The 25626-nt window shown below is 74.5% G+C and carries 15 protein-coding genes; 1 reads left to right on the forward strand and 14 read right to left on the reverse strand.

The window, feature by feature from the left end:
* Positions 1-268: 268 nt before the first annotated feature.
* From ACFV1W_RS28470 to ACFV1W_RS28525, 12 genes are all read right to left on the reverse strand, one after another.
* Entirely contained in the window at positions 269-469 is a 201-nt protein-coding gene (locus ACFV1W_RS28470) for an acyl-CoA carboxylase subunit epsilon (protein WP_380420103.1), read from the reverse strand.
* Positions 470-549: 80 nt separating this feature from the next.
* Positions 550-1659, reverse strand: a complete 1110-nt coding sequence (locus tag ACFV1W_RS28475; RefSeq protein WP_380420104.1) for a methyltransferase — start codon at positions 1657-1659, stop codon at positions 550-552.
* Between the two features lie 46 nt (positions 1660-1705).
* Positions 1706-2446, reverse strand: coding sequence for a 3-oxoacyl-ACP reductase FabG (gene fabG, locus ACFV1W_RS28480; protein ID WP_380420105.1), 741 nt, complete (start codon positions 2444-2446; stop codon positions 1706-1708).
* Positions 2443-3471 (reverse strand): beta-ketoacyl synthase N-terminal-like domain-containing protein, encoded by a 1029-nt coding sequence (locus ACFV1W_RS28485; protein ID WP_380420106.1) that lies wholly within the window; start codon positions 3469-3471, stop codon positions 2443-2445. Before ACFV1W_RS28485 ends, fabG begins: the two co-directional genes overlap by 4 nt.
* On the reverse strand, positions 3468-4700 hold the full coding sequence (locus ACFV1W_RS28490; RefSeq protein WP_380420107.1) for a beta-ketoacyl-[acyl-carrier-protein] synthase family protein: 1233 nt from the start codon (positions 4698-4700) through the stop codon (positions 3468-3470). The genes ACFV1W_RS28485 and ACFV1W_RS28490 overlap by 4 nt, the downstream gene beginning before the upstream one ends.
* A complete protein-coding gene (locus ACFV1W_RS28495) occupies positions 4697-4945 on the reverse strand; it encodes an acyl carrier protein (protein WP_030289534.1) in 249 nt (82 codons plus the stop codon). The genes ACFV1W_RS28490 and ACFV1W_RS28495 overlap by 4 nt, the downstream gene beginning before the upstream one ends.
* A gap of 34 nt (positions 4946-4979) precedes the next feature.
* Positions 4980-5186, reverse strand: coding sequence for an MbtH family protein (locus ACFV1W_RS28500; protein WP_030289532.1), 207 nt, complete (start codon positions 5184-5186; stop codon positions 4980-4982).
* A 92-nt stretch (positions 5187-5278) separates the two neighbouring features.
* Positions 5279-12430: an amino acid adenylation domain-containing protein gene (locus ACFV1W_RS28505; protein WP_380420108.1), complete on the reverse strand. Its 7152-nt coding sequence runs from the start codon at positions 12428-12430 to the stop codon at positions 5279-5281.
* Positions 12427-20328 (reverse strand): amino acid adenylation domain-containing protein, encoded by a 7902-nt coding sequence (locus ACFV1W_RS28510; RefSeq protein WP_380420109.1) that lies wholly within the window; start codon positions 20326-20328, stop codon positions 12427-12429. Before ACFV1W_RS28510 ends, ACFV1W_RS28505 begins: the two co-directional genes overlap by 4 nt.
* 2 nt (positions 20329-20330) lie before the next feature.
* Positions 20331-21335 (reverse strand): 2,3-diaminopropionate biosynthesis protein SbnA, encoded by a 1005-nt coding sequence (sbnA, locus tag ACFV1W_RS28515; protein WP_380420110.1) that lies wholly within the window; start codon positions 21333-21335, stop codon positions 20331-20333.
* A 34-nt stretch (positions 21336-21369) separates the two neighbouring features.
* Positions 21370-21534, reverse strand: coding sequence for a hypothetical protein (locus ACFV1W_RS28520; protein ID WP_380420111.1), 165 nt, complete (start codon positions 21532-21534; stop codon positions 21370-21372).
* A 255-nt stretch (positions 21535-21789) separates the two neighbouring features.
* Positions 21790-22092 carry a hypothetical protein gene (locus tag ACFV1W_RS28525; RefSeq protein ID WP_380420112.1) on the reverse strand — a complete coding sequence of 101 codons (303 nt, stop codon included), beginning with the start codon at positions 22090-22092 and terminating at the stop codon, positions 21790-21792.
* 164 nt (positions 22093-22256) lie between these two features.
* Here ACFV1W_RS28525 and ACFV1W_RS28530 point away from each other — a divergent pair, with 164 nt between their 5' ends.
* Positions 22257-23276 carry a LuxR family transcriptional regulator gene (locus tag ACFV1W_RS28530; protein WP_380420113.1) on the forward strand — a complete coding sequence of 340 codons (1020 nt, stop codon included), beginning with the start codon at positions 22257-22259 and terminating at the stop codon, positions 23274-23276.
* 77 nt (positions 23277-23353) lie between these two features.
* Here ACFV1W_RS28530 and ACFV1W_RS28535 read toward each other — a convergent pair whose 3' ends face one another.
* Positions 23354-24172, reverse strand: coding sequence for an ABC transporter permease (locus tag ACFV1W_RS28535; protein ID WP_380420114.1), 819 nt, complete (start codon positions 24170-24172; stop codon positions 23354-23356).
* Entirely contained in the window at positions 24169-25272 is a 1104-nt protein-coding gene (locus ACFV1W_RS28540) for an ATP-binding cassette domain-containing protein (RefSeq protein ID WP_380420132.1), read from the reverse strand. The genes ACFV1W_RS28535 and ACFV1W_RS28540 overlap by 4 nt, the downstream gene beginning before the upstream one ends.
* Positions 25273-25626: the final 354 nt, after the last annotated feature.

A 25626-nucleotide genomic window follows, 5' to 3' on the forward strand; every position in this document is an offset into this window, starting at 1 on the left:
CGTTGGCAGTCTGAAAATCACCCGTCACGCCCCCTTCCGCAGCCACCCCCTCCACCGCCCCTCCCGCAGCGCGTCCCTCTCGCCTGGGTCGGGTGTGGGAGAGGGGGTGTGTTGGGCGCGCGGGGCGTCGCCCGCGCGCCCGTGGAGGGGGCCGTGCGTCCTGGGAGGGGGGCCGTGCGCCTGGGAGGTGGGAGGGGGTGTGGTGGGTGCGCGGGGGTGGACTGCGCCTACGGGTACGGCCCCGACGTGGGGTGTCGGGGCCGTTGGGTCAGGCGACGATCTGCCAGGAGGTGGTGGGTACCGGGGGCCTGAGGGAGACGTCGTGCCAGCGGACTCTGCGGGCGGCGGGCTGGGGTCTGGTGGCGGCTTGGGCTCTGTGGTGTTGGAGGAGGAGGACGGTGAGGGCGGCGATCTCCTCGGGGGTGAGGTCGCTGCGGTCGGTGCGGAAGAGGGGCGTTCGGTCGGTCATCCGGGGCCTCCGGGAGCGGGAACCCCGACGGCCCCGACGCGGGGCGTCGGGGCCGTCGAGGGGGGTGGTGAGAGGGGGTATCAGGCGTGCTTGACCAGCAGGAGGCGGTGCATGGGGGTGTCGAGGAGGGCGACGCGGCGCAGGCCGGCGTCGGCGAGCCACTGGTCGTAGTCCTGGACGGTGAAGGCGTCGCCGCCGCCGGTGGCGAGCATGGAGGCGGCGAAGAGGCGGAAGAAGCGGTTCTGGGTGTTGCCGTCGGTGCTGTCCTCGTCGACGATGTGGTCGGCGATGGCGATCACGCCGTCCTCGGTGAGGGCCTTGGCGGAGCGGAGCAGGAGCTCGCGGGCGGACTCCGGCGTCTGCAGGTGGAAGATGTTGACGAAGAGCGCGACGTCGACGCCGGTGCCCCAGTCGTCGGCCCAGAAGTCGACGACCTCGGGGTTGAAGCGGTCCGCCACGCCGAGGCGGTGGGCCTGGGCGTTGGCGATCGGGATGATCCGCTCGGCGTCCAGGGCCCGGGCGTTGAGGCCGCTGAACTCCTGGAGGAGGAGCTGGCTGTAGATGCCGGTTCCGCAGCCGACGTCGAGCAGGGTGCGGCCGGTGCCGTCGGTCCAGCCTTGCTCGCGCAGGGCGGTGGCCAGGGTGGCGGCGATCGGCGGGGCCCAGAAGTTGATGCCGCGGACGAGGGAGGTGTAGTCCTCCTCGGAGATCTGGTTGAGCTGCTGGGAGCCCTCGGAGTTGCGGGCGCCGGTGCGGACGTTGGTGGCGAGGTTGCGCCAGGCGTTCCAGGCGACGTTGCGGTCGTGCCGGATCTTGCCGACCAGGCTGTACAGGCCCTCGGGGGCGAAGATGTCGTGCATCTCCGGGGGCAGGGTGTAGACGGCCTGGCCGTCCGCCGCGCGGCTGCGCTCGACCACGTCGTAGGCGGCCAGTCCGTCGAGCAGGACGCGGGTGGCGCGCAGGTCGGTGCCGAGCTTGCCGGACAGCTCGCCGGCGGTGGCCGGGCCGCTGATCAGGGCAGTGAAGGCGCCGAGGTCGTGGGCGGCCTCGATGACGCCGGTGGCCCAGATGCCGATGAGGTGCTCGTACATCCGGTGGGCGGCGTTGACGCCGGTGCCGCGGCCGGGGAGCAGCTCGGTGTCGACCAGCGGGGTGTGGTTGTCGAAGGTGCGCACGGCGGGAGTGGCCATGGTCGTTTCTCCTAGTCGAGGTTGACGGTGCGTCTGGTGCGGTCGATCACAGGACGATTCCGCCGTCGATCTGCAGGACCGAGCCGGTGAGGTAGGCGGACTGCGGGCCCGCCAGGAAGGCGACCGAGTCGGCCACCTCGTCCGCCGTGCCGAAGCGGCCGAGCGGGATGTTCTTGAGGGCCTCGGCGCGCTGGGCGTCGGTGAGCACCGAGGTCATGTCGGTCTCGATCATGCCGGGGGCCACCGCGTTGACCCGGACGCCGTAGCGGCCGACCTCCTTGGCCAGGGCGCGGGTGAGCGCGATGATGCCGGCCTTGGAGGCCGCGTAGTTGCTCTGGCCGGGGTTTCCGTAGACGCCGGAGACCGAGGAGAGCGTGATGATCGAGCCGCCGCGGCGCTTGACCATCGGGAAGGCCACCGCGCGGCAGAGGTTGGCGGTGCCGGTGAGGTTGGTGTCGGTGACGGCCTGCCAGTCCTCGTCGGCCATCAGGAGGAGCGGCTTGTCGCGGGTGATCCCGGCGCTGGCGACGGCGACGGTGATCGGGCCGAGTTCCTGCTCGGTGCGGGTGACCCAGGCGCGGACGGCGGCGGCGTCGGTGACGTCCACCCGTTCGGCCAGGACGCCCACGCCGAGGGCGTCGAGCTCCTTGGTGAGGAGGTCGGCGGCCTGCTGGTCGGACTGGTAGCAGAAGCTGATCGCGTACCCCTCGGCGGCCAGCCGCAGCGCGGCCGCCTTGCCGATGCCGCGGGAGCCGCCGCTGATCAGGGCGGTGGCGGGGGCGCTCACCGGCCACCGCCGGTGAGGCGCAGGACGGCGCAGGCGGCCAGGCCCTGGTGGTCCAGCGAGGCGATCACGGCGACGCGGCCGGTGGCCGTGGGGTCGTTCTCGGCCAGGGACAGCACGGTGGTGAGGGAGAAGACGGTCCCGGCGGAGCCGGTGTCGCCGAGCAGGGCGGGGACCCGGTCGACGGCCTCGGCGCCGACCAGCGCGGCGAGCTGGTCGCCGGCCGGCTGCCCGGTGACGGCCGCGGCCCAGACCTCGTCGGGGGTCGCGTCGGCCTGGTCGAGGGCCGCGCGGACGACGTCGGCGAGGGCCTGCGCGGGGTCGTCGTCGATGTCCAGCCGGACGTCCAGGGCGAGCAGTTCGGCCAGCACCCGGCGGCCGGGCGGCACCGTCCTGGCGGTCTCCAGCAGCAGGACGACGCTGCCCTCGCCGAGGGACTGCTCGGTGTCGCCGGCCAGCCACTCGCGGGTGGTCGACTGCTCCTCCACCGCGCCGACCACGGCGCGCTCGGCGCGGTCGGCCGCCAGCAGGCGGCGGGCGTAGCCGAGGGCGAGCAGGCCGCCCGCGGCGCCGCCTGCCAGGGTGGTGTTGGGGCCCTTGAGGTCGAAGCGGATGGCGGTGGCCGCGGCCGGCCCGTTCATCAGCACGTTCGGCATCAGCTGGGCCGGCACGTCGTAGGGCTTGTCGCCCTCGAAGGAGGCCCGGCTGAACCCGGCGGAGCTGTGGGCGCTGCCGAGGGTGGTGCCGAGGACGAGGGCGGTGCCGCCGCCGGTGGCGATCGGGCTCTGCGCGGCCTCGGCCTCGTCGAGCAGCTCGCGGACGGCGGTGACGGCCAGGCCGGTGGCCCGGTCGAAGGTGCGGGTGCCGGCCTTGCCCAGCACCTTGCGGGGGTCGAAGTCGGGTACTTCGTGGGCCGGTTCCCCCCGGCCGACCCCGGCCGCGAACGCTTCGCGGCCGAGGCCGAACGGGGAGACGGCGGACCACGCGGTGATCAGCGGCGCATCCCGGTGGATGGTGCTGGGACTCATCGGGTGGGCTCCTCGTCGTGGCGCCCCAGGACGACGGAGGCGTTGTTGCCGCCGAAGGCCAGGCCGTTGTTGACCACCACCCGGAGGTCCGCGGGGACGGAGTGGTTGGGCACGCAGTCGATCTGGCACTGGGGGTCGGTGGTGCGGTGGTTGACCGTGGGCGGGACGAACCCGTGGGCCAGCGCGAGCGCCGAGGCGGCCGCGCCGAGCGCGCTCGCCGCGCCCATCGAGTGGCCGAGCATCGCCTTGAGGGCGACGGTGCGCGGCGGGGTGTCGCCGAAGACCTCGCGGATCGCCCGGGTCTCGGTGATGTCGTTGGTCGGGGTGCCGGTGCCGTGGGCGGAGACCAGGTCCACCTCGTTCGCCTTGACCCCGGCGTCGGCGAGCGCCAGCTCCATGCATCGGGCGACGCTGGCCTGGTCGGGTGCGGTCGGGTGGTGGGCGTCGCAGTTGAGCCCGTAGCCGAGCAGCTCGGCGTAGATCCGGGCGCCGCGGCGCCGGGCGGACTCCAGCGTCTCCAGGACGAGGACCCCCGCGCCCTCGGCCGTGAGCAGCCCCTCCCGGTCGGCGTCGAACGGACGGCAGAAGTCCGAGGAGACCAGGCCGAGCCTGCTGAACCCGGCGAAGGTGCGGCGGCAGATCGCGTCCGCGCCGCCGACGACGGCGATGTCCGCCTCGCCGCCGCGGACGGCGTCGAAGCCGTCGCCGATCGCGTAGTTGCCGGCCGCGCAGGCGGTCCCGAGGACGGTCGGGACCGCCCGGGGGAGCCGCAGCTCCCGGGCGATGGCCAGGGCCAGCTGGTGGGACGGCAGCCGGCCGGCCATCAGCTGGTCCGCCGGGTGCTCCGGCCCCTTCGCCACCGACTCGGCCATCATCTTGTCGAGTTCGGCGGCCTCGCCGTCGGTGGTGCCGACGGTGACCTGGGCGCGCAGCCCGGCGAGCTCCTGCTCGTCGAGGCCGGCGTCCTGGACGGCCATCCGGGCCGCCGCGACGGCGAACTGGGTGGCGCGGCCGAGCTGTTCGACCGGGAGGCGGTGGATCCACTGCTCCGGCTCGAAGCCGTCGACCTCGTGGCCGGAGGTCCGCAGGAAGCCCGTGGTGTCGAAGCTGGTGATCGGACCGGCGCCGCAGCGGCCCTCGCGCAGGGCCGAGGTGAACTCCTCGACCCCGTTGCCGATGCTCGACAGGACGCCGATGCCGGTCACCACCACGCGCTGGGGCTCGCTCATCGCGCGTTCGCCCGGGACAGGACCTCCAGCACGGCGGACAGGTTGACCATGTTGGCCAGCTCCTCCTGCGGGATGGTGACGTGGAACTCCTTCTCCAGGCGGGCGAGGACCTCGATGGCGTTCAGCGAGTCGGCGCCGTAGTGGTCGATGAAGTGGTCGGTCAGGGTCAGCTCCTCGACTTCGAGGTCGAGGCAGTCGGCGACGATCTCGCGGACCTTGGCCTCGTCGATGGCGACAGCGCTCATGGTGTGCTCCTCAGTGGTGTTGGGTGGGTGGTGCTCAGGCGGTTGCGTCGATCAGGCTCTGCGGCCGCAGGTCGGTCCAGGTGCGCTCGATGTGGTCGAGCGCCTCCTGCCGGGTGCTCGCGCCCTTGACGGTCCGCCAGCCGGCCGGGACCTCGGCGAAGGCGGGCCACAGGCTGTGCTGGTTCTCGTGGTTGGCGAGCACGAGGAAGGTGCCCTGCTCGTCGTCGAACGGGTTGCTCATGATTCTGGTCCTTTCGGAATTCCCGGGAATCGTCTTCTCGCCGGGCGCGGCGGCCCCGGGGCGGAATTGTCCGGGGCGGTCGCCGCCTGTTTTCAGTCCGACTTCCGCAGGGTGGCCGACAGGGTCTTTCCGATGAATGCGGCCGGGGTCGGTTCGAGCATCGAGTCGTGGTCGCTGTCGACCGGGTACCGGAGGATCCGGCCGGTCACGTGCTCCCGCCAGGACTCCTCGTCCGGGTCGCCGGGGGTGACGCCGCGGGTGGCCGCGAACAGGAGCAGGTCGCCCTGGTAGCGGCCGGGGCGGTGGGCGTCGCCCAGCAGGCTGTGGGTGCGGATCACCCCGAGCAGCCTGGTCAGCTCGGTCTCGTCCAGCTCCGCGAGCGCGTTGCCGGCCTCGGCGAGGCGCTGGCGTGCGGCGCCCAGGTCGACCGGGCCCTCGCCGGGGAGGCCGGCCCGCTGGAGCAGTTCGGCCAGGACGGCCCGGTCGTCCGGCGCGTCCCCGGCGGGCGAGCCGCTGCCGGGGTAGCCGTCCAGGTCGGCGAGCAGTTCGACCTGTTCGCCGCGGGCCTGCAACTGGACCGCGATCTCGTGGGCGACGAGCCCTCCGAACGACCAGCCGAGAATACGATAGGGCCCCTGCGGCTGGATTTCCAGCATTTCGCCGAGATATTTTCCGGCGATTTCCCGGACGGACTCCGGGGACTTTTCCGGGGAGCGCACCCCGCCTGCCTGGAAAGCGTACACGGGAATGTCCGCGTCAATTTCCGCGGCGAGCGTCAGGAATGGCCAGCCGAGTCCGACCGCGCCGTGCACGCAGAACACCGGACGGCGGGTGCCGGTCGGCCGGATCGCCAGGACGGGTGCGAACGGGTCCTCCGGCGCGCCGGTGCCCTCGGCGGTGCCGGCCACCAGGGCCAGCCCGGCCACGGTGCGGTGCGCGAAGACGTCGGCCGGGGTGAGCTCCAGCCCGGCCGCGCGGGCCCGGCTGACCAGCTGGATGGACTTCAGGCTGTCACCGCCCAGCTCGAAGAACCCGTCCTCGGCGCCGACCCGGTCCAGCCCGAGCACCTCGGCGAACACCCGGCTGAGCGCGAGCTCCACCGGTCCGCTGGGCGCGCGGCCGTCCGAGCGGGCCACCGCCCGGTCGTCGGCACCGGGCGCGGGCAGCGCCTTGCGGTCCACCTTGCCGTTCGGGGTGAGCGGCAGCGCCTCCAGCGGGACGTACGCGGCCGGGAGCATGTACTCCGGCAGTACGGCCGCCAAGTGGGCGCGCAGCGCGGCGGGTTCGGGCTGTTCGGGGCCGACGGGCACCAGGTAGGCGACCAGCCGGCGCTCGCCCGGGGAGTCCTCCCGGTCGGTCACCGAGGCGCGCTCGACCAGCGGATGGTCCGTCAGTACGGCCTCGATCTCGCCGAGTTCGATCCGGAAGCCGCGGATCTTCACCTGGTGGTCGATCCGGCCGAGGTAGTCGATCGAGCCGTCCGGCCGCCAGCGGGCGAGGTCCCCGGTGCGGTACATCCGCGAGCCGGGCGGCCCGTACGGGTCGGCGGTGAAGCGTTCGGCGGTCAGGCCCGGACGGTCCAGGTAGCCCCGGGCGAGGCCGGCGCCGGCCAGGTAGAGCTCGCCGACCACGCCCGGCGGCACCGGGCGCAGCGCGGAGTCCAGCAGCAGGGCCTGGTTGCCGGCCAGCGGGCGGCCGATGGCCGGAGTGCCGGTGTGGTCGGGCGCCAGGTCGACGCCGACCGAGTAGATGGTGGTCTCGGTCGGGCCGTACAGGTTGCTGACCTTCGCCGCGGCGCCGGTCAGCGCCGCCGCCAGGGCCGGGCTGAGGGCCTCGCCGCCGGTCATCACGTGCACCCCGGCCAGCGAGTCGGGCCGGGCGGTGACCAGCGCGTGCCACAGCGTCGGGGTGGCCTGCATGACGTTCGCCCCGGTGGCGAGGGTCAGCTCGGCCAGCAGCTCCGGGTCGCGGACCGTGTCGTGCGGGGCGAGCACCAGCCGGGCGCCGCTGAGCAGCGGGCCGAACAGCTCCAGGTTGGCGATGTCGAAGCCGAAGGTGGTGACGGCCAGCAGGGTGCGTCCGGGGGCCAGGCCGACCCGCTCGATGAGGTCGTACAGGTGGTTGACCAGGGCCCCGCGCGGCACCACGACCCCCTTGGGGCGGCCGGTGGAGCCCGAGGTGTAGATGACGTACCCGCCGTGCTCGGGCCTCACCGGCGCGGCCAGTTCGGCCGGGCGCAGGTGCTCCGGGGCCTGGCCGTCGACCAGTGCGCGGGTGGCCGGGTCGTCCAGCAGCAGGAGCAGGCCGTTGGCCAGGCCGGGGACGGCCGCGGCCACCCCGGTCAGGGTCACGGTCAGCACCGGCCGGGCGTCCTTGGCCATCCCGGCGATCCGGTCGGCCGGGTAGGACGGGTCGATCGGCAGATAGGCGGCCCCGGTCTTGACGACCGCGAGGGCGGCCACCACCAGGTCGACCGAGCGCGGCAGCGCGATCGCCACCAGCCGGTCCGGCGCCGCGCCCTGGGCGACCAGGGTGCGGGCGAGCCGGTTGGCCCGGCGGTGCAGCTCGGCGAAGTCGAGCCGCTGGTCGGCGTATTCGAGCGCGACGGCGTCCGGGTGGGCGTCCGCGGTGGCCTCCAGCAGGGCGGCGAGCGGCTGTCCGTCGCCCCGGGCGGGGGCGCCGGCCCCCAGGGCCAGCAGTTCCTCCTGCTCGCCGGGCAGCAGCAGCGGGGCGGCGCCGATCGGCCGGTCCGGCTGGTCGACCAGGACGCCCAGCAGGTGCACCAGCCGGTCGGCCAGCCGCTGGGCGCCGGCCGCGCTGAACAGGTCGGTGCTGTACTCCAGCCGCCCCTCCAGCCCGCCGGGTGCGCCCGGTCCGGAGACCTCGGCGAGTTCGAAGCAGAGGTCGAGCCGGGCCACGCCCAGCTCGGCCGCGCCCGCCTCGGCGGTGACGCCGGGCAGCTCCAGCCGCGCGGAGGCGTTGTTGTGCAGGGCCAGCAGGGTCTGGAAGAGGGGGTTGCGGGCCGGGGCGCGCTCGGGGCCGAGGGCGTCGACCAGCTTCTCGAACGGCAGGTCCTGGTGGGCGTACGCGGCCAGGTCGGTCGCCTTGACCCGCTCCAGCAGCTCGCGGAAGGTCGGCGCGCCGGACAGGTCGGTGCGCAGCACCAGGGTGTTGACGAACATGCCGACCAGGTCGTCCAGCGCGTCGTCGGTGCGCCCGGCGATCGGGGTGCCGAGCGGGATGTCCTCGCCCGCGCCGAGCTTGCCGTACAGGGTGGCCAGCGCGGCCTGGAGCACCATGAACAGGCTCGCCCCGCTCTGTCGCGCCAGCGCGACCGCCCGGTGGTGCAGTTCGGCCGGGACGGCGAAGCGGACGCTGTCGCCGCGGTAGCCGGCGGTCGCCCGCCGGGGGGTCTCCACCGGCAGCTGCAGCTCCTCCGGCAGACCGGCCAGCTGCTCCTTCCAGTAGGCGATCTGGCGCGCGATGACGGACTCCTGGTCGCCCTCCTCGCCGAGCAGTTCGCGCTGCCAGAGCGCGTAGTCGGCGTACTGCACGGGCAGCGGCGTCCAGGCGGGCGCGCGGCCGGCCAGCCGGGCGGCGTAGGCGGTGGAGAGGTCACGGGCGAGCGGGCCGTTGGACCAGCCGTCACCGGCGATGTGGTGGATCACCACGACCAGCAGGTGGTCCTCGGGGCCGGCCGCGAGCAGCGTGGCCCGGATCGGCGGACGGTTCGCCAGGTCGAAGCTCCGGGTCGCGAACTCCTCGGCGGCCGAGATGAGTTCGGACTCGTCGAGCTCGCGGACCGGCAGGCCGACGGCAGCCTGCCCGACCGGCAGGACCTGCTGGTGGGGCAGCCCGTCGCGGTCCGGGAAGACGGTGCGCAGGCTCTCGTGCCGCTCGACCACGTCGGTCAGCGCGGCGGTCAGTGCTGCGCGGTCCAGCGGGCCGCGCAGCCGCAGTGTCCAGGGCAGGTTGTAGGTGGCGGAGGGGCCCTCCAGCCGGTCCAGGAACCACAGCCGCTGCTGGGCGTAGGACAGCGGCAGCAGGTCCGGGCGCTCGCCGGCGGTCAGCGCGGGGCGGTCGGCGTCCTGGGTGAGCCGCCCGGCCAGCGCGGCCACGGTGGGCGCGTCGAACAGGGCGCGGATCGGCAGTTCGGCGCCGAGCAGGGTGCGCACCCGGCTGACCAGCCGGGTGGCGAGCAGCGAGTGGCCGCCGAGCTGGAAGAAGTCCTCGTCGATGCCGACCGCGGGCAGGTCCAGCACCTCGGCGAAGGCGGCGCACAGCACCTCCTCCTGCGGGGTGCGCGGGCCGCGGCCGGTCGACGCGGCGAGGTCGACCTCGGGCAGCGCCTTGCGGTCCACCTTGCCGTTGGGGGTCAGCGGCAGGGCGTCCAGCACCACCAGGGCGGAGGGCACCATGTACTCGGGCAGGATCGCGGCGGCCGCCGCCCGGCCCCAGGCCGGATCGAGGTCGCCGGTGACGTAGCCGACCAGCCGGGCGTCGCCGGCCCCGCCGTGGCGGACCACCACCACGGCGTCGCCGATCCGCTCGATCGAGCGCAGCGCGGCCTCGACCTCGCCCGGCTCGATCCGGTGGCCACGGATCTTGACCTGGTGGTCGACCCGCTCCAGGAACTCCAGCTGGCCGTCCGGCCGACGGATCACCCGGTCGCCGGTGCGGTACATCCGGGCGCCCGGCAGCGGGCTGAACGGGTCGGCGACGAACACCGAGGCGGTGCGGCCGGGCTGGTCCAGGTACCCGCGGCCGACGCCGCGCCCGCCCACGTACAGCTCGCCGGGGGCGCCGTCCGGCACCGGGCGCAGCGCGTCGTCCAGGACGTACAGGCCGGTGCCGCGCACCGCCCGGCCGATCGGGGCGCGCACCGAGTCCAGCTCCGCGGGGGAGCCGATCACGGCGTGCGTCACGTCGTCCGAGCACTCGGTGGGGCCGTACGCGTTGACCAGCGGGATCGCCGGGTAGCGGGCGAACCAGCGGTGGGCCAGGTCGGCGGGCAGCGCCTCGCCGGTGACCACCAGCCTGCGCAGGCCGTCCAGGACGGGCGGCTCGGCGCCGTCGTCCCAGCTGTCCAGTGCGGCGCGCAGCAGCGAGGGGACGACCTCCAGCACGGTGACGCCCTCGGGGGCGACCAGGCCGAACAGCGCCTGCGGGTCGGCGGCGAGCTCGCGGCCGGTGACCCGCAGCCGCCCGCCGACGACCAGCGCGGCGAGCATCTGCCAGACCGAGATGTCGAAGGTGACCGGGGCATTGTGGACCAGCACGGTGTGCCCGTCCAGCTCCAGGTCGTCGATCTTGGCGAACAGGTGGTTGACCATGCCCGCCCGGTGCACCATGGCGCCCTTGGGGCGGCCGGTGGAGCCCGAGGTGAAGATGACGTACGCCAGGTCGTCGCCCGTGCCGCGCGGGGCCGGCGGCTCCTCGGCGACGGTCGTGCCCAGCTCCAGCACCGGCACGTCCAGCCCGGCCTCGGCCAGCAGCTCGGCGGCCGTGGCGCGCTCGCCCGGGCCGACCAGCAGGGCGCTCAGGTGCGCCTCGGCGGCCAGGACGGCGCCGCGCTTGACGGGCGCGGCGACGTCCAGCGGCAGCCAGGCCGCGCCCGCGCCGAGCACGCCCAGGACGGCGGTGACGAAGCCGCAGCCGGGCCGGGCCAGCACGCCGACCGGTCCGGTCCCGGCGCCCGCGTCGAGCAGCGCCCGGGACACGGCACCGGCCCGGCCGGCCAGCTCGCGGTAGGTCAGCCGCTCGGTGCCGTCGGAGACGGCGACGGCGGCCGGGGTGGTGCGGGCGAACTCCTGGACCCGCGCCACCACGTCCGTCCACGGGTCGGTCTCGGCCGGCTCCGGGGCGGTGACGGCCAGCCGGGTGCGCTCGCCGGGCAGCAGCAGGTCCAGCTGCCCGAGCGGGCGGTCCGGCTCGGCCTGGGCGGTGCGCAGCACGTGCAGCAGCCGCTCGGCGACGACGGCGGCCTCGGCCGGGGTGAACCGGGCGGTGTCGTAGCCGATCTGGAGCCGCAGCCGCTCGCCGGGCAGGGCCATCAGGCTGAGCGGGTAGTGGTTGGCGTCGCCGGCCCGAAGGCCGGTCAGCCGCAGCCCGGCGACCTCGCCGGCCAGCGCCTTCGGATCGAGCGGGTAGTTCTCGAAGACCAGCACGCTGTCGAAGAGGTCGCCGACGCCGGCCAGGCGCTGGATGGTGTTGAGGCCCAGGTGCTGGTGCGGCAGCAGGGCGGACTGGCGGTCCTGGAGGGCGGACAGCAGCTCGGTGAAGCTCTGCGCCGGGTCCAGGTCGACCCGCACCGGGAGGGTGTTGATGAACAGCCCGACCATGCCCTCGACCCCGGGCAGCTCCGGTGGGCGGCCCGAGACGGTGCCGCCGAAGACGATGTCGCGCAGCCCGGTCAGGGTGCCCAGCACGGTCGCCCAGGCGCCCTGCACCACGGTGTTGACGGTCAGGCCGCGGCTGCGGGCCCAGCCGGTGAGCGCGGCGAACTCGCGCTCGTCCAGCTCGACGGCGTGCTCGCCGGGCATGCCGCGCCGGGTGGGCTCGGTGCCGGCGGTCGCGCCGGACAGCCGGGTGGGCTCGGTGAAGCCGTCCAGCGCGGCCGTCCAGGCCGCCTCCGCCGCCGCCTTGTCCTGCCGGGCCAGGTGGGCCAGGTAGGACTTGTACGGGGCGGGGCGCGGCAGCGAGACGCCGCGGTCGGCGTAGCAGGCGAACAGCTCGCGCACCACGATCGGCATCGACCAGCCGTCGAAGAGGATCTGGTGGGCGGTCAGCACCAGGCGGTGCTCCCGCGCACCGAGCCGCAGCAGGCTGAAGCGCAGCAGCGGCGGGCGGGCCAGGTCGAAGGGGCGCAGCCGGTCGTGCTCGGCGATCCCCTCGCCCTGCTGCTCGGCGTCCTCCTCGCCCCGGAGGTCGACCTCCCGCCAGTCGAGCGCGACCTCGCGCGGCACGACCTGCACCGGGTCGCCGTTCCTGCGGTAGCGGAAGGCCGCCCGCAGGTTGGGGTGGCGCTCCAGCAGGGCGGTGACCGCGGCGCGCAGCCGCGCCGGGTCCAGCTCTCCGGCCAGGTCCATCACCAACTGCACGGTGTACACGTCGAGTTCCTCGCGGTGGTACTGCGCGTGGAACATCAGCCCTTCCTGCAGCGGTGCCACCGGCAGGATGTCGCTCAGATTGGAGCTCCGTCCGGGTCGTCGCCCGGCACGGGGCTCGGCCGAGGCCGTGGTCACAGCTCGTCCCCCCAGTCGTCCATCTCGTCCTCGAATTCGTCGATCTCGTCCTGGCTGAGTGCCACCAGGTCGAGGTCGGACGGCGTCCAGCCGCCGGCGCCGGGCTCCCGGGTGTGCCGCACCAGGGCCCGCAGGGCCTGGAACCAGCCCTCGGCCAGGTCCTCGGCGTCGGCCTGCGGCAGCGCCTGGCCGGCCCAGGTCCAGCGGGCGCTGAGCCGCGGGCCGTCCGGGCCGTCCTCGGTCACCGCGTTGACGTCCAGGACGTGCGGCAGCGGCATCTCCGGGTCGGCCCCGGCGGCCAGGGCGGCGGACTGCTCGGTCAGCGACCAGTCCTCGCCGGTGGGCGCGGGCATCCGGCCCAGGTAGTTGAAGCCGAGCTGCGGCCGGGCCGTCCCCGACAGCGCCTCCGCCCTCGCCAGGTAGCGCAGCTGGCCCCAGCCGAGCCCGTGCCCGGGCACCATCCGCAGGTGCTCCTTGACCAGCTTGAGGCTGTGTCCGGCAGCCGGGCCGCCGGACAGCGCCTCGGCCAGGTCGACCGGGCCCGGGTGCAGCCGCAGCGGGTAGGCGGTGGTGAACCAGCCGACCGTGCGGGACAGGTCCACACCGGGGGCGAACTCCTCGCGCCCGTGGCCCTCCAGCTCGACCGGCACCGGCCCCTGCGGCCGTCCGGTGCGCCGCCGCCAGTCCGCGACGGCGAGTGCCAGGGCGGTCAGCAGCACGTCGTTCACCTCGGCGTGGAACGCCCCGGTGACCTCGGTGAGCAGCGCCGCCGTGGTGTCGCCGTCCAGGGTGCGGTGCAGCGTACGGGCGGTGGCGAAGGTGTCCACCGCCGGGTCGGCGGGCCGGTGGCCCAGCGGGGCCTCCTCGCCGGCCGCCTCGGTGCGCCACCAGTCGAGTTGGGCCTGCAGCTCGGGCGTGCCCGCGGTCCGCTCCAGCAGCCCGGACCAGTGCCGCAGCGAGGTGCCGACCGGCTGAAGCCGCACCGGCTCACCCGCCAGGACGGACGCGTGCGCCTCGGCCAGGTCCGGCAGCAGCACCCGCCAGGACACCCCGTCCACCACCAGGTGGTGCAGGGTGAGCAGCAGCTTGCCGCCCTCGCCGGGAGCGCCCGGGTGCCAGAGCGCCTGGACCGTCACGCCCTCGCCGGGCGCCAGCCGCTGCCGGGCGGCGACCGCCTCGGCGGGCCAGTCGGCGGCCGGGCCGTCGAGGATCCGCAGCAGCGCCCCGGCGTCGACCGTGCCGGGCTCGGTGATCAGCAGCGACCAGTCCGGCAGCAGCCGCATCCGCAGCCCGTCGTGGTGGTCCAGCAGCGCCTGCAGGGCCGCGGTGAGCGACTCCCGGGTGGCGTCGGCCGGGGTGCGGACCAGGACGGCCTGGTGGAAGCCGTCCACCGGTCCGCCGAGTTCGCGCAGCCAGTGCCCGATCGGCAGCTGCCCCATCGGGCCGACGCCGTCCTCGGTGCCGACCGTGGCGACGGCCCCCTCGTCCTCGCCGTCGCGGGCCACCACGGCCAGTGCCGCCGGGGTCCGGTGGGTGAAGACGTCCTGCGCGGTGACCACCAGGCCGGCCGCGCGGGCCCGGCTGACCAGCTGGATGGAGACGATGCTGTCGCCGCCGAGGTCGAAGAACCCGTCGTCGGCGCCGACCTCGGGCAGTCCGAGCACCTCGGCGAAGACCGCGCAGAACGCGGCCTCCCGGGCGTCGGCCGGGGCCCGGCCGGTGGAGGCGGCGGCGTAGTCGGGCGCGGGCAGCGCCCGGCGGTCCAGCTTGCCGTTGCCGGTCAGCGGCAGGGTCTCCAACGGGACGAACGCGGAGGGCACCAGGTAGTCGGGCAGCTCCGCCGCGAGCGCCGCCCGCAGCTCGCCGACCGGCAGGTCGGCCGGGGTCACGTAGGCGACTAGCCGCTTGTCGCCGGGGCGGTCCTCGCGGACCACCGCGGCGGCCTGCTCCACGCCCGGCCGGGCGAGCAGCGCGGTCTCGATCTCGCCGAGCTCGATCCGGAAGCCGCGCAGCTTGACCTGCTCGTCGACCCGGCCCACGTAGTCCAGCTGGCCGTCGGCCGTCCAGCGCACCAGGTCGCCGGTGCGGTACATCCTCCCTCCTTGCCCGCCATCGGGCAGGAGGGGCCCACCTCCTTGCCCGCCATCGGGCAGGAGGGGCCCGTGTCCGGGCCCGCCGTACGGGTCGGCGGTGAAGCGCTGGGCGGTGAGCTCCGGCCGGTGCAGGTAGCCCAGGGCCACCCCGGCGCCGGCCACGTACAGCTCGCCGATCACGCCGGGCGGGGTGGGCCGCAGCGCCTCGTCCAGCACGTACACCCGGGCGCCGGCCAGCGGCCGGCCGATCGGCGGCTTGACCGCTCCGGCCAGCGGCTCGCTGACGGTGGCGCAGACCGTGGTCTCGGTCGGGCCGTACGCGTTGAGCATCCGACGGCCCGCGGACCAGCGCTCCACCAGCTCGGGCGGGCAGGCCTCGCCGGCCGTGATGAGGGTCAGGCCCTCGGGCATCGGCAGCCCGACCGGCCAGGCGGCGAGCACCGTCGGCGGCAGGCAGAGCACCTCGATGCCGGCCTCGGCGACCAGCTCGGCGAGCGGCTCGCCGGGCGCCCGGTCGGCCTCGGCGGCCAGCACCAGGACGGCGCCGTTGAGCAGCGCGGTGAGCAGCTCCCAGGCGGCGGCGTCGAAGCTGAACGAGGCGAACTGCAGCAGCCGGGTGCCCTCGCCGACGCCGAAGCGGCCGTGCTCGGCGGCCAGCGCGGCCACCGCCCGGTGCGGCACCAGCACGCCCTTGGGGCGGCCGGTGGAGCCGGAGGTGTAGATCACGTACGCCGGGTGGTCCGGGCCCAGCGGGGTGACCCGCTCGGCGTCCTCCGGGTCGTGCGCGGGGGCGCCGGCGATCGCGGCGGCGGTCGCCGGGTCGTCCAGCAGCAGCACCGGCGCGCTCGCCTGCTCCGGCAGCCGTCCGGCCACCGAACTGTGGCTGAGCACCGCCAGCGGCCCGGAGTCCTCCAGCAGGTAGGCGATCCGCTCGCGCGGGTACGCCGGGTCGACGGGCAGGTAGGCGGCGCCCGTCTTGAGGACCGCGAGCACCGCGACGACCGCGTCGACCGTGCGCGGCAGCGCCAGGGCGACGATCCGTCCGGGGCCCGCGCCCAGGGCGATCAGGTGGTGGGCGAGCCGGTTGGCGCGCTCGTTCAGCTCGCCGTAGCCGACCTCGTCGCGCACCGCGCCGTCCTCGAACCAGCGCACCGCGGGCCGCTCGGGCGCGCGGTGCGCCTGCGCCTGGAACAGCGCGGGCAGCTGGACGGCGCCGACGGTGCTCGGGGTCGCGGCCCCGCTCCAGGAACCGAGCAGCAGCTCGCGCTCCTCGGGCAGCAGGGCGTCCAGCCCGCTGAGCGGCCGGTCGGGCTCGCCGGTGAGCAGGCCGATCAGGTGGGCCAGCCGGTCCGCCAGGCCGCGGGCGGTCCGCTCGGTGAACAGGTCGGTGCTGTACTCCAGGGTGCCGGTGAGGCCGTCCGGCTCGCCCGAACCGTCGTACTGCTCGACGAGTTCGAAGGCCAGGTCGAACTTGGCCGTCCCGGTGCCGACCGGGCTGACCTCGGCGGTCAGGCCGGGCAGCTCGGGGCGGGCCCCGGCGTTGTTCTGGAAGGCCAGCATCACCTGGAAGAGCGGCTGGCGGGCCAGCGAGCGGCCGGCGCCGAGCCGGTCGACCAGCTTCTCGAACGGCACGTCCTGGTGGGCCAGGGCGGCCAGGACGGTCTCCCGGGCCCGGCCGACCAGGGTGCGGAAGGACGGGTCGCCGGAGAGGTCGGTGCGCAGCACCAGGGTGTTGACGAAGAAGCCGACCAGGCTGTCCAGCGCCTGGGCGGTGCGCCCGGCCACCGGGGTGCCGAGCGGGATGTCCGTACCGGCGCCGAGCTTGCCGAGCAGCACGGCCAGCGCCGCCTGCACCACCATGAACGGGCTGGCGCCGGACTCCCGGGCCAGCGTGGCCAGGGCGCGGTGCGTCCGGGCGTCCAGCCGCAGCGGCACGGTGGCGCCGCGGTAGCTGGGCACTGCCGGGCGCGGGAAGTCGACGGGCAGCGCCAGCTCCTCCGGCAGGTCGGCCAACTGTCGTGCCCAGTAGTCGAGCTGGCGGGACATCAGCGAATCCGGGTCGTCCTGATCGCCGAGCAGTCGGCGCTGCCAGAGGGTGTAGTCGGCGTACTGGACGGGCAGTTCGGCCCATTCCGGGGCGCCGCCGGCCAGCCGGGCGCGGTAGGCGGCCTGGAGGTCCTCGACCATCGGGCGCACCGACCAGCCGTCGGCCGCGATGTGGTGCTGCACCAGCAGCAGCACGTGCTCCTCGGCGCCGGTCTCGAACAGCACCGCGCGCAGCGGCGGTTCGGCGGCCAGGTCGAAGGGCGTGCCCGCCCGGGCGGCCAGCTCGGCGTCCAGCTCCTCGGCCGGGCGGCCGGCGAACGGGACGACCGGCAGCTCCGGCCCGGCCTCGCCGACCGGCAGCACCCGCTGGTGCGGGCGCCCGTCCTCGGCGGGGAAGACCGTGCGCAGGCTCTCGTGCCGGGCCACCACGTCGGCCAGCGCCTCGGCGAGTGCCGCCCGCTCCAGGGCGCCGGTCAGCCGGACCGCGTGCGAGAGGTGGTAGGTGGCACCGGCGGCGTCCAACTGGGAGAGGAACCACAGCCGTTGCTGCCCGGGGGAGAGCGGGATCCGCTCCGGTCGCGGGCCGGCCACCAGCTCCTCGCGGGCCGGCTCGGCGCCGTCCAGGGCGAGCGCCAGGGCGAACGGGGTGGGCGCCTCGAACAGGGTGCGGATCGGCAGCTCGACGCCGAGCCGGGCGCGCAGTCCGGTGACCACCCGGCCGGCCAGCAGCGAGTGCCCGCCGAGCGCGAAGAAGTCCTCGTCGGCGCCGACCTCGTCCAGCTCCAGGACCTCGGCGAACAGCGTGCACAGCAGGGCCTCGCGCTCGGTGGCCGGGGCCCGCCGCTCACGGCGCAGTGCGCTGAGGTCCGGCACGGGCAGGGCCTTGCGGTCCACCTTGCCGTTGGGGGTCAGCGGCAGCGCCGCCATCGGCACCAGCACGGCCGGGACCATGTAGTCGGGCAGCGTCCGGGTCAGTTCGGCGCGGACGGCGGCCGGGTCGGCGTCACCGGCGAGGTGGGCGACCAGCCGGGCGCCGCCGGAAGGGTCCCGGGCGACGGTGACCACCGCGTCGGCCACGCCGGGGACGGCGCGCAGCGCGGCCTCGACCTCGCCGGGCTCGATCCGGTGGCCACGGATCTTGACCTGGTGGTCGACCCGCTCCAGGAACTCCAGCTGCCCGTCCGCCCGGTGCACCACCCGGTCGCCGGTGCGGTACATCCGGGCGCCCGGCAGCGGGCTGAACGGGTCGGCGACGAAGGCCCCGGCGGTGCGCCGCGGGTCGTTCAGGTAGCCGCGGCCGACGCCGCGCCCGCCGACGTACAGCTCGCCGGGCCGGCCGGCCGGGACGGGCTGCAGCGAGTCGCCGAGGACGTAGAGCCGGGTGTCGCGGACCGGGCGGCCGATCGGGGCGCGCACCGAGTCCAGCTCCGCGGGGGAGCCGATCAGGGCGTGGGTGACGTCGTCCGAGCACTCGGTCGGCCCGAAGGCGTTGACCAGCGGGATGCCGGGGCGCAGCGCGAACCAGCGGCGGCCCAGGTCGGCGGGCATCGCCTCGCCGGTGACCACCAGCCTGCGCAGCGCGGACAGCGGGGGCATCGGAGCGCCGGCCTCCCAGGAGTCCAGGGCGGCGCGCAGCAGCGAGGGGACGACCTCCAGCACGGTGACGCCCTCGGCGTCGGCGAGCGCGAACAGCGCGCCCGGGTCGGCGGCGGTCTCGCGGGAGACCACCCGCAGCCGCCCGCCCGCGACCAGCGGGCTGAGCATCTGCCAGACCGAGATGTCGAAGGTCACCGGGGCGTTGTGCACCACGGTGTCGGCCTCGGACAGCTCCAGGTCGGCGTGCTTGGCGAGCAGGTGGTTGACCATGCCGTCGCGGTGCACCATGGCGCCCTTGGGGCGGCCGGTGGAGCCAGAGGTGTAGATGACGTACGCCAGCTCCGCGGGGCCGCCGGCGGTCGGCAGCAGCTCCTCGTCGCGGGCGTCGTCGAGGACCAGGACGGATGGGGCCGGCCCGCCCCCGGGCAGCGCGCCGAGCAGGGTGTCGACGTACGGCCGCTGGTCCTCGCCGTGCAGCAGGACGACGGCGCCCGCCGCCTCGGCCAGCGCCGCGCCGCGGGCGGGCGGGGCCTGGACGTCCAGTGGCAGCCAGGCCGCGCCCGCGCCGAGCACGCCGAGGACGGCGGTCACGAAGCCGGTGCCGGGGGCGGCGGCGACGGCCACCAGCCGGTCCGGCCCGGCGCCCGCGGCGACCAGCCGGCGGGACAGGGCGCTGGCCCGGGCGACCAGCTCGGCGTAGTCGAGCCGGCTGGCGTCGTCCTGGACGGCGGTCGCTCCGGGCCGCGCCAGGGCGAGTTCGCGGATCCGGGGCAGCACGTCGGTGAAGACCTCGGGCTGCTGCCCGTAGCCGTTCCCCGCGGCCAGGACGCGCTCGCGCTCGGCCGCCGGCAGGGCGGCGATCCGGCCGACCGGCAGCTCGGTGGAGACGGCGGCGAACTCGGTGAGGTAGCCGAGCAGGGCGTCGCGGAAGAGGTCCAGGCGCTCCTGCGGGTAGCGGTCGGCGTCGCCGTCGATCCGCAGCTCGCAGCCCTCCTCGCCGCTGTCCAGGAACAGGATCTGCAGGTCCGGGACGGGGCCGGTGGACAGGTTGCGGACCCGGGCGCGGCACTCGCCGAGGGCGAACTCGCCGCCGGTCTGCAGCACGTTGACGGTCGGGCCGAAGGTCCGGCCGGCGTCGCCGGTCAGTCCGAGCTCGCGGCGGATCTCGTCGTGGCGGTGGCGCTGGTGGCGCAGCGTGCCGCGCAGGGTGGCCGCGACCTGGGTGAGCAGGCCGTCGCGACCGAGCGCGGGGTGGGCGGCGACCGGCAGGGGCAGGAAGTTGGCGCGCATGCCGGGGACGGACTGCGCCAGCGGGGTGGTCCGGGCGGCGACCGGGAGGGTCAGCACGACCCGGTCGGTTCCGGCCAGCTGGGCCAGGCAGCCGGCGGTGGCGCCGATCAGCAGGGTCTGCCAGGTGACCCGCTCGGCCCAGGCGGCGTCCTGCAGCCTGGTGACGGTGTCGGCCGGGATCAGGCCGGTGCTGCGCAGGGTGCTGCGGGCGGGCGCGCCGAGGTGGGCGGAGAGCACGGTGGGCTCGATGCCGTCGGCCAACCGCTCGGCCCAGTAGGCGCGGTCGCGCTGGTGGGCGGGGGAGGCGAGGTACTCGGCCTCCTCGGCGAGCAGCTCGGCGAGGGTCGGGTCGGCGGCCGGCGCGGCGTCGGGCAGGTCGTACTCGGCGGCGAGACGCGCGTAGACGAGGGAGCGGCTGAAGCCGTCCACCAGGATGTGGTTGGCCTTCACGTGCAGCCAGGCGAGCTCGGGGCCGATCAGCAGCAGCGTGGCGGCGAAGGCGTCGGGGCCGAGCGTGGACGGGAGCTGCCGGTCGGCGTCCAGGAACGCCTTGGCGGCGGCGAGCGGGTCCGGTTCGCCGGTCAGGTCGAGCACCGGGAGGGGGCGCTCGTGGGGCGGCTCGACGAGCTGCACCGGCTGCCCGTCGCGCTCGACGAAGCGCACCCGCAGCGCCTCGGTGCGGTTCCGCACGCGCTGCCAGGCGGCCCGCAGCCGTTCGTGGTCCAGCGGGCCGGTCAGCTCCAGGCAGTCCGCCATGGTGAACACCGGGTTGCCCGGGTCGAGCTGCTGGGCGAACCACATCTCGCGCTGGGCGGCGGACAGCGGCAGTTCTTCGGGACGCGCTGTCTCAAACGGACGCGCATCGTGACGCATCGTCATCTTACCCCCGTGACAATGGCATTGGGCGGCGTGAGGCGCTCGACCGCATCCAGTGCGTCGGCTCCGTAGATGTCGCGCACCCAGGCGCTCTGATAGATGGTGTCGAGGTAGCGGTCGCCCAGGTCGGGCGAGACCGCGACGGCGACGACGTCCTTGCCACCGCGGTGCTTCGCCAGCCAGGCCGCGGCGCCGCTGACCACCGTGCCGGTGGAGCCGCCGAACAGGAAGCCGCCGCGGGCGAGTCGGTGACAGGTGCGGACGGTGTCGATCTCGGGCACGTGCACCACGTCGTCGACGAAGTCCTCGTCCAGCAGGGCCGGCCGGACGCCGGCGCCCAGGCCGGGGATCATCCGCGGGCCGGGCTCACCGCCGAAGGTGACGGAGCCGACGCTGTCCACCGCGACGATCCGGGTGTCCGGCCGGTGCTCCTTGAAGTAACGGGCGCAGCCCATCAGCGTTCCGGTGGTCCCGGCGCCGACGAACAGCACGTCCACGTCGGGGAACTGGCGGTGGATCGACGGGCCGGTGGTGCGGTAGTGCGCCCGCCAGTTGTCCGGGTTGGCGTGCTGGTTGAGCCACACGTACCGCGGGGAGGAGGCGCACAGCTCGCGGACGTAGTCCAACCGGGCGCCCAGGAAGCCGGTTTCCGGGGACGGCTCGGTGATCATGTGAACATGGCCGCCGAGGGTTTCGATGAGCTGGCGGGTGGACAGATTGGTACGTGGGTCGACAACGCATATGAACTGGTAACCCCGGACGGAGGCGATCATGCTGAGCGCCATCCCCAGGTTGCCCGAGGAGGACTCCACCAGGATGGAGTCGCGGTTCAGCCGCCCGTCGCGCTCGGCGGCGTCGACCATGCTGAGGGCGGCTTTGAGCTTGACGGATCCGGCGAAGTTGAAGCCCTCGCACTTGAGGTACAGCGGGTAGTCGAACATCGCCCGCAGGTCGACGAAGAGTTCGTCCTCGTTGAACTCCTGCGGTGTTCTGATGATGGGCATCGGCCCGTCCCCCTTCGCGTCGAGTGACGGGACGTCAGTCCCAGATGATGTCGTCGCCGTGCACGGTGGCGGTGTGGGCGCCGGCCGGGGCGGCGGCGATGGTGGCGGCGCCGACGGCCGGCGCGGCGAGGGTGAAGCCGGCGGCCAGCAGGCCGAGGAGGGCGGCGGCGCGGCCGGCGTAAACGGTGATGCTGCTCATGGTGAACCCCCGGTGGCAAAGACGTCGCGGGCCGCGGAATAGGCGGCGGCGAAACAGCTGAAACGGATGAGTGCTCCGCCGGGTTCGAATCCTGCGCTGAATGGCTAGGCGAGCCCGGCTCTCTAATCCTGCGGGAAGGGGGTTCCGGCCCCCTTCCGCATGACCAAGTCTGTCTCGCACACACGTTCCGTGCCATGGTTCGCCGCTGTCAGGGTCCTGCTATGGCAGCACCCTGCACAGCCTCCGTCCCCGGCGTCACTCATCCAGCAACGGGAGCCGGTCGTCACTGAATTGGGCCGCCAGCCGCCATCCGCGCAGTTCGGGCGCGTCGCGCAGGCAGCGGCTGGTGATTCCCCGCGCAGCGGAATCCAGGTCTCCGGATTTCGGTGGTCCGAGAAAGAAGACGAGATCGGCACCGAGGGGATCGATCTCGACGTACACGTGCTCAAGACGCTCGTCCGGAAGGGCGGCTTTCCGGAGCAGTTCGACGAGTTTGTCGGGCGTGACCTGTTCCGGCCCGACCATACCCCGAACCAGACGTCCGACAGTGATATACATGTCAAATCCTCTCGTGGGTGGACCCGCTCGAAGCCCGCAGGAAAGGGCCCTGTCCTGAAACCTCGGGTGGCTCCGGGCCAGGTGTCGTAGCATGCCCCCGAGATCCGGCAATGACGTGGCGCTTTCAACAGGTTCGAAATATCGGGGGGCAGGCGGTGCTGTCAGTGTTAGGACTGGATCCCGACGCCGAGGCCGTGTACCGGACGGTGCTGGCCCGGCCGGAGCTCGGGATCGCGGGCGTCGCACAGGATCTCAACTGGCCGGAACAACGCGTCCGGAACGCCCTGGACGGGCTCGCCCGGCTCACCCTGATCAGACACTCCGAGCTGGAGCCCGGGCACCTCCTCCTGGTGAACCCGGAGGTGAGCCTGGCGATGCTGATCGGCCGGCAGGAGGCCGAACTCGCCGAGCGGCAGCGCCAGATCGCGCAGAGCCGGCTGGAGGCCGCCAAGCTCGTCGCCCAGTACGCCGAGAACCGCAAGGGCGAACGCGGTCTGGGCGTCGAACAGTTGGAGGGTGTCGACCAGATCCGGCTGCGGCTGGAGGAGCTCTCGCACTCCTGCACCAGCGAGATCATGGGCTTCGCGACCGGCGGCGGGCAGTCCCAGGCCGCCCGGAGGGCGAGCCAGGCCGCCGACCAGGCGGTCTTCGACCGCGGCGTGCAGATGCGCAGCATCTACCTGGAGAGCGCGGCCAACGACGGCGGCACCATCGCCCACCTGGACTGGCTCACGGAGAAGGGCGCCCGGGTGCGGATCGCGCCCGCGCTCCCGATGCGCCTGGTGATCTTCGACCGCACGGTGGCGGTCGTCCCGACCGATCCGGACGACACCAGCGTGGGGGCTCTGGTGCTGTCCGGTCCCGGACTGGTCTCCGCGCTCTGCGCGCTGTTCGAGTACGTCTGGGAGAACGCCGCCCCGTACGGAAAGACCCCGGCCAGGGGGGCCGAGGGCCTCAACCCGCAGACGATGGCGGTGCTCAGCCTGCTCGCGCAGGGCCACACCGACGAGGTCGTGGCCCGCAAGCTCGGTGTCTCGGTGCGCACCTCGCGCCGGATCACCGCGGAGCTGATGGCCTGGCTCGGCGGCCGGAGCCGCTTCCAGGCCGGGGTGATCGCCGGCGAGCGCGGTCTGCTGCAGGGCGGCGCGTCGGCGCGCGAGGGCCGGGGCCTGTCCGGCTCCTGAGCCCACGCGCCCACGCGAACGGCCGGTCCGGGCGGGACACCTACTGCCTCGCCCGAACCGGCCTGCCCCGTGCTCCATCAACGCGTCACCGCGGTGCGGTAGACCCGCAGGTTCACCGGGACCAGGACCGCGAGCAGGGCGGCCACCACGATCACCGAGAGCAGCACCGGGTGCCGGTCCGGCAGGCTGGACCCGACCACCGCCGGGGCGTTGCCCCACAGCTCGCGGCAGGCCGCGGCCACCAGGCTCACCGGGTTCCACTCGGCCACCGCGCGCAGCCAGGCGGGCAGTCCGGACAGCGGCATGAACGAGTTGGACAGGAACGACAGCACGACCAGGAACAGCGCCGAGATGCCGTTGATCGCCTCGGCGTTGCGCATCAGCATGCCGACCAGCGCGCCCAGCCAGAGCATCGCGTAGGCGAAGGCCAGCACCAGCACGAAGCCCAGCACCGCCGAGCCGGCGTCCTTGTGGATCCGCCAGCCGACGCCGAGGCCGGCCAGGGTGACCGCGAAGGTGGCGGCCGCGGCGGTCAGCAGGTCGGCCGCGGTGTGGCTGACCAGCACGGCGGAGCGGCCCATGGGCAGCGAGCGGAAGCGGTCGATCAGGCCGGTGCGCAGGTCGGTGGCCACACCCAGCGCGGCCACGCCGACGCAGGTCAGGCCCACCTGGGCGAACACCCCGGCCATCACGTAGTCGTGGTACTCCCCGGAGCCGGCCACGGTCACCACGCTGGCGAACAGGTAGCCCAGCACGACCACCATGGTCACCGGGGTCAGGGTGATCGCGATGACCTTCTCGGGGGTGCGGCGCAGGTGCCGCAGGTGGCGGCCGATCAGCGCGGCCGTGTCGCCGAGGGCCGTGCCGAGGCCGGCCGAGGCGCCGATGTCACTCACTGCTCGTCTCCCGTCCGTGCGGTGGCGGCGGCCACCGGCTCCCGCTCGGCCGTCCCGGTCTGCCCGGTCTGCCCGGTCTGCCCGGCCTGCCCGGCCTGCCCGGCCACGCCCTCCGCGCCCGGTGCGAGCTGCTGGGTGTCCTCCTCCGGGGCCCGGCCCACCTGGGTGCCGCGCCCGGTCAGGTGGAAGAACACGTCGTCCAGCGACGGGCGGCGCAGTGCGAAGTCGGTCACCGGCACGCCGGCCGTCTCCAGCGCGACCGCCGCGGCGGCGATCGTGCCGATGCCGTCGGCCAGGTGGACGGTGATCCGGCGCCCGGTGCGGTCCACCTCGGGCCGGGTGGAGGCCACGGGGGCGAGCACGGCCAGGGCCTGCGGCAGGGCCGCGTCGGTGGCGACGCCCACTTCCAGCCACTCCTCGCCGACCTTGCGCTTGAGCTCGTCGGGGGTGCCCTCGGCGATCACCCGGCCGGTGTCGACCACCAGGATCCGGTCGGCCAGGAAGTCGGCCTCCTCCAGGTACTGGGTGGTGAGCAGCACGGTCACCCCCTGGGCGACCTGCTCGCGGACCATCTCCCAGAGCACCAGGCGGCTCGCCGGGTCCAGCCCGGTGGTCGGCTCGTCCAGGAAGAGCACCTCGGGCCGTCCGATCAGCGCGGCGGCCAGGTCCAGCCGGCGGCGCATGCCGCCGGAGTAGGTCTGGGCGGGCTTCTCGGCGGCGCCCTCCAGCTCGAACCGGGCGAGCAGTTCGGCCGCCCGCTCGCGGGCGCCCTTGCGGCCCAGGTGCAGGAGCCGGCCGAGGAGTTCGAGGTTCTCGCGGCCGGTGAGCAGTCCGTCCACGGCGGCGTACTGGCCGGCCAGGCCGATCCGGCGGCGCACCTGGCGCTGCTGGCGGACCACGTCGAAACCGGCCACCTCGGCCCGCCCCTGGTCCGGCTCCAGCAGGGTCGCCAGCAGCCGGACGGTGGTGGTCTTGCCGGCGCCGTTGGGCCCGAGCAGGCCGAGCACGGTTCCGGCCGCCACCTCCAGGTCCACGCCTCGCAGCGCGTGGTGCTCCCCGTATCTCTTGCCGAGACCGGTCGCCCGAATAGCGGTGTCCATCATTCATTCCCCCTTTCACGGAGGTAGGTGGATCGTTCGGAAAGCAGACGCCGGAGCGCATTCCGGCGCGGAATCAGGGAATTCGGTGGAATAGTTCGGCGGCCGCTGGGCGTTCCCGCGTCTTCGGCCCGGCTTCACTCGAAGGTGGCCCGCTCGAATGGTCGTCCCTCAACGGGAACCGACCGTAGCACCGGGGAAACGGGCGCGGTAAGGGGCTTCGGCCGGGCTCGGCTGGCAGCAGCTTGCCACCGCAGGTTGCTGCAACTCCCGGAGGCGCCACGGGGGTTCGGGAGGGCCTACGGTCGTTGTATTCCTCCGGTCCCCCTCATGCCGGTGAGGACACATCCGAACCCG

It is taken from the genome of Kitasatospora sp. NPDC059648 (assembly GCF_042734825.1).
Lineage (GTDB): Bacteria > Actinomycetota > Actinomycetes > Streptomycetales > Streptomycetaceae > Kitasatospora.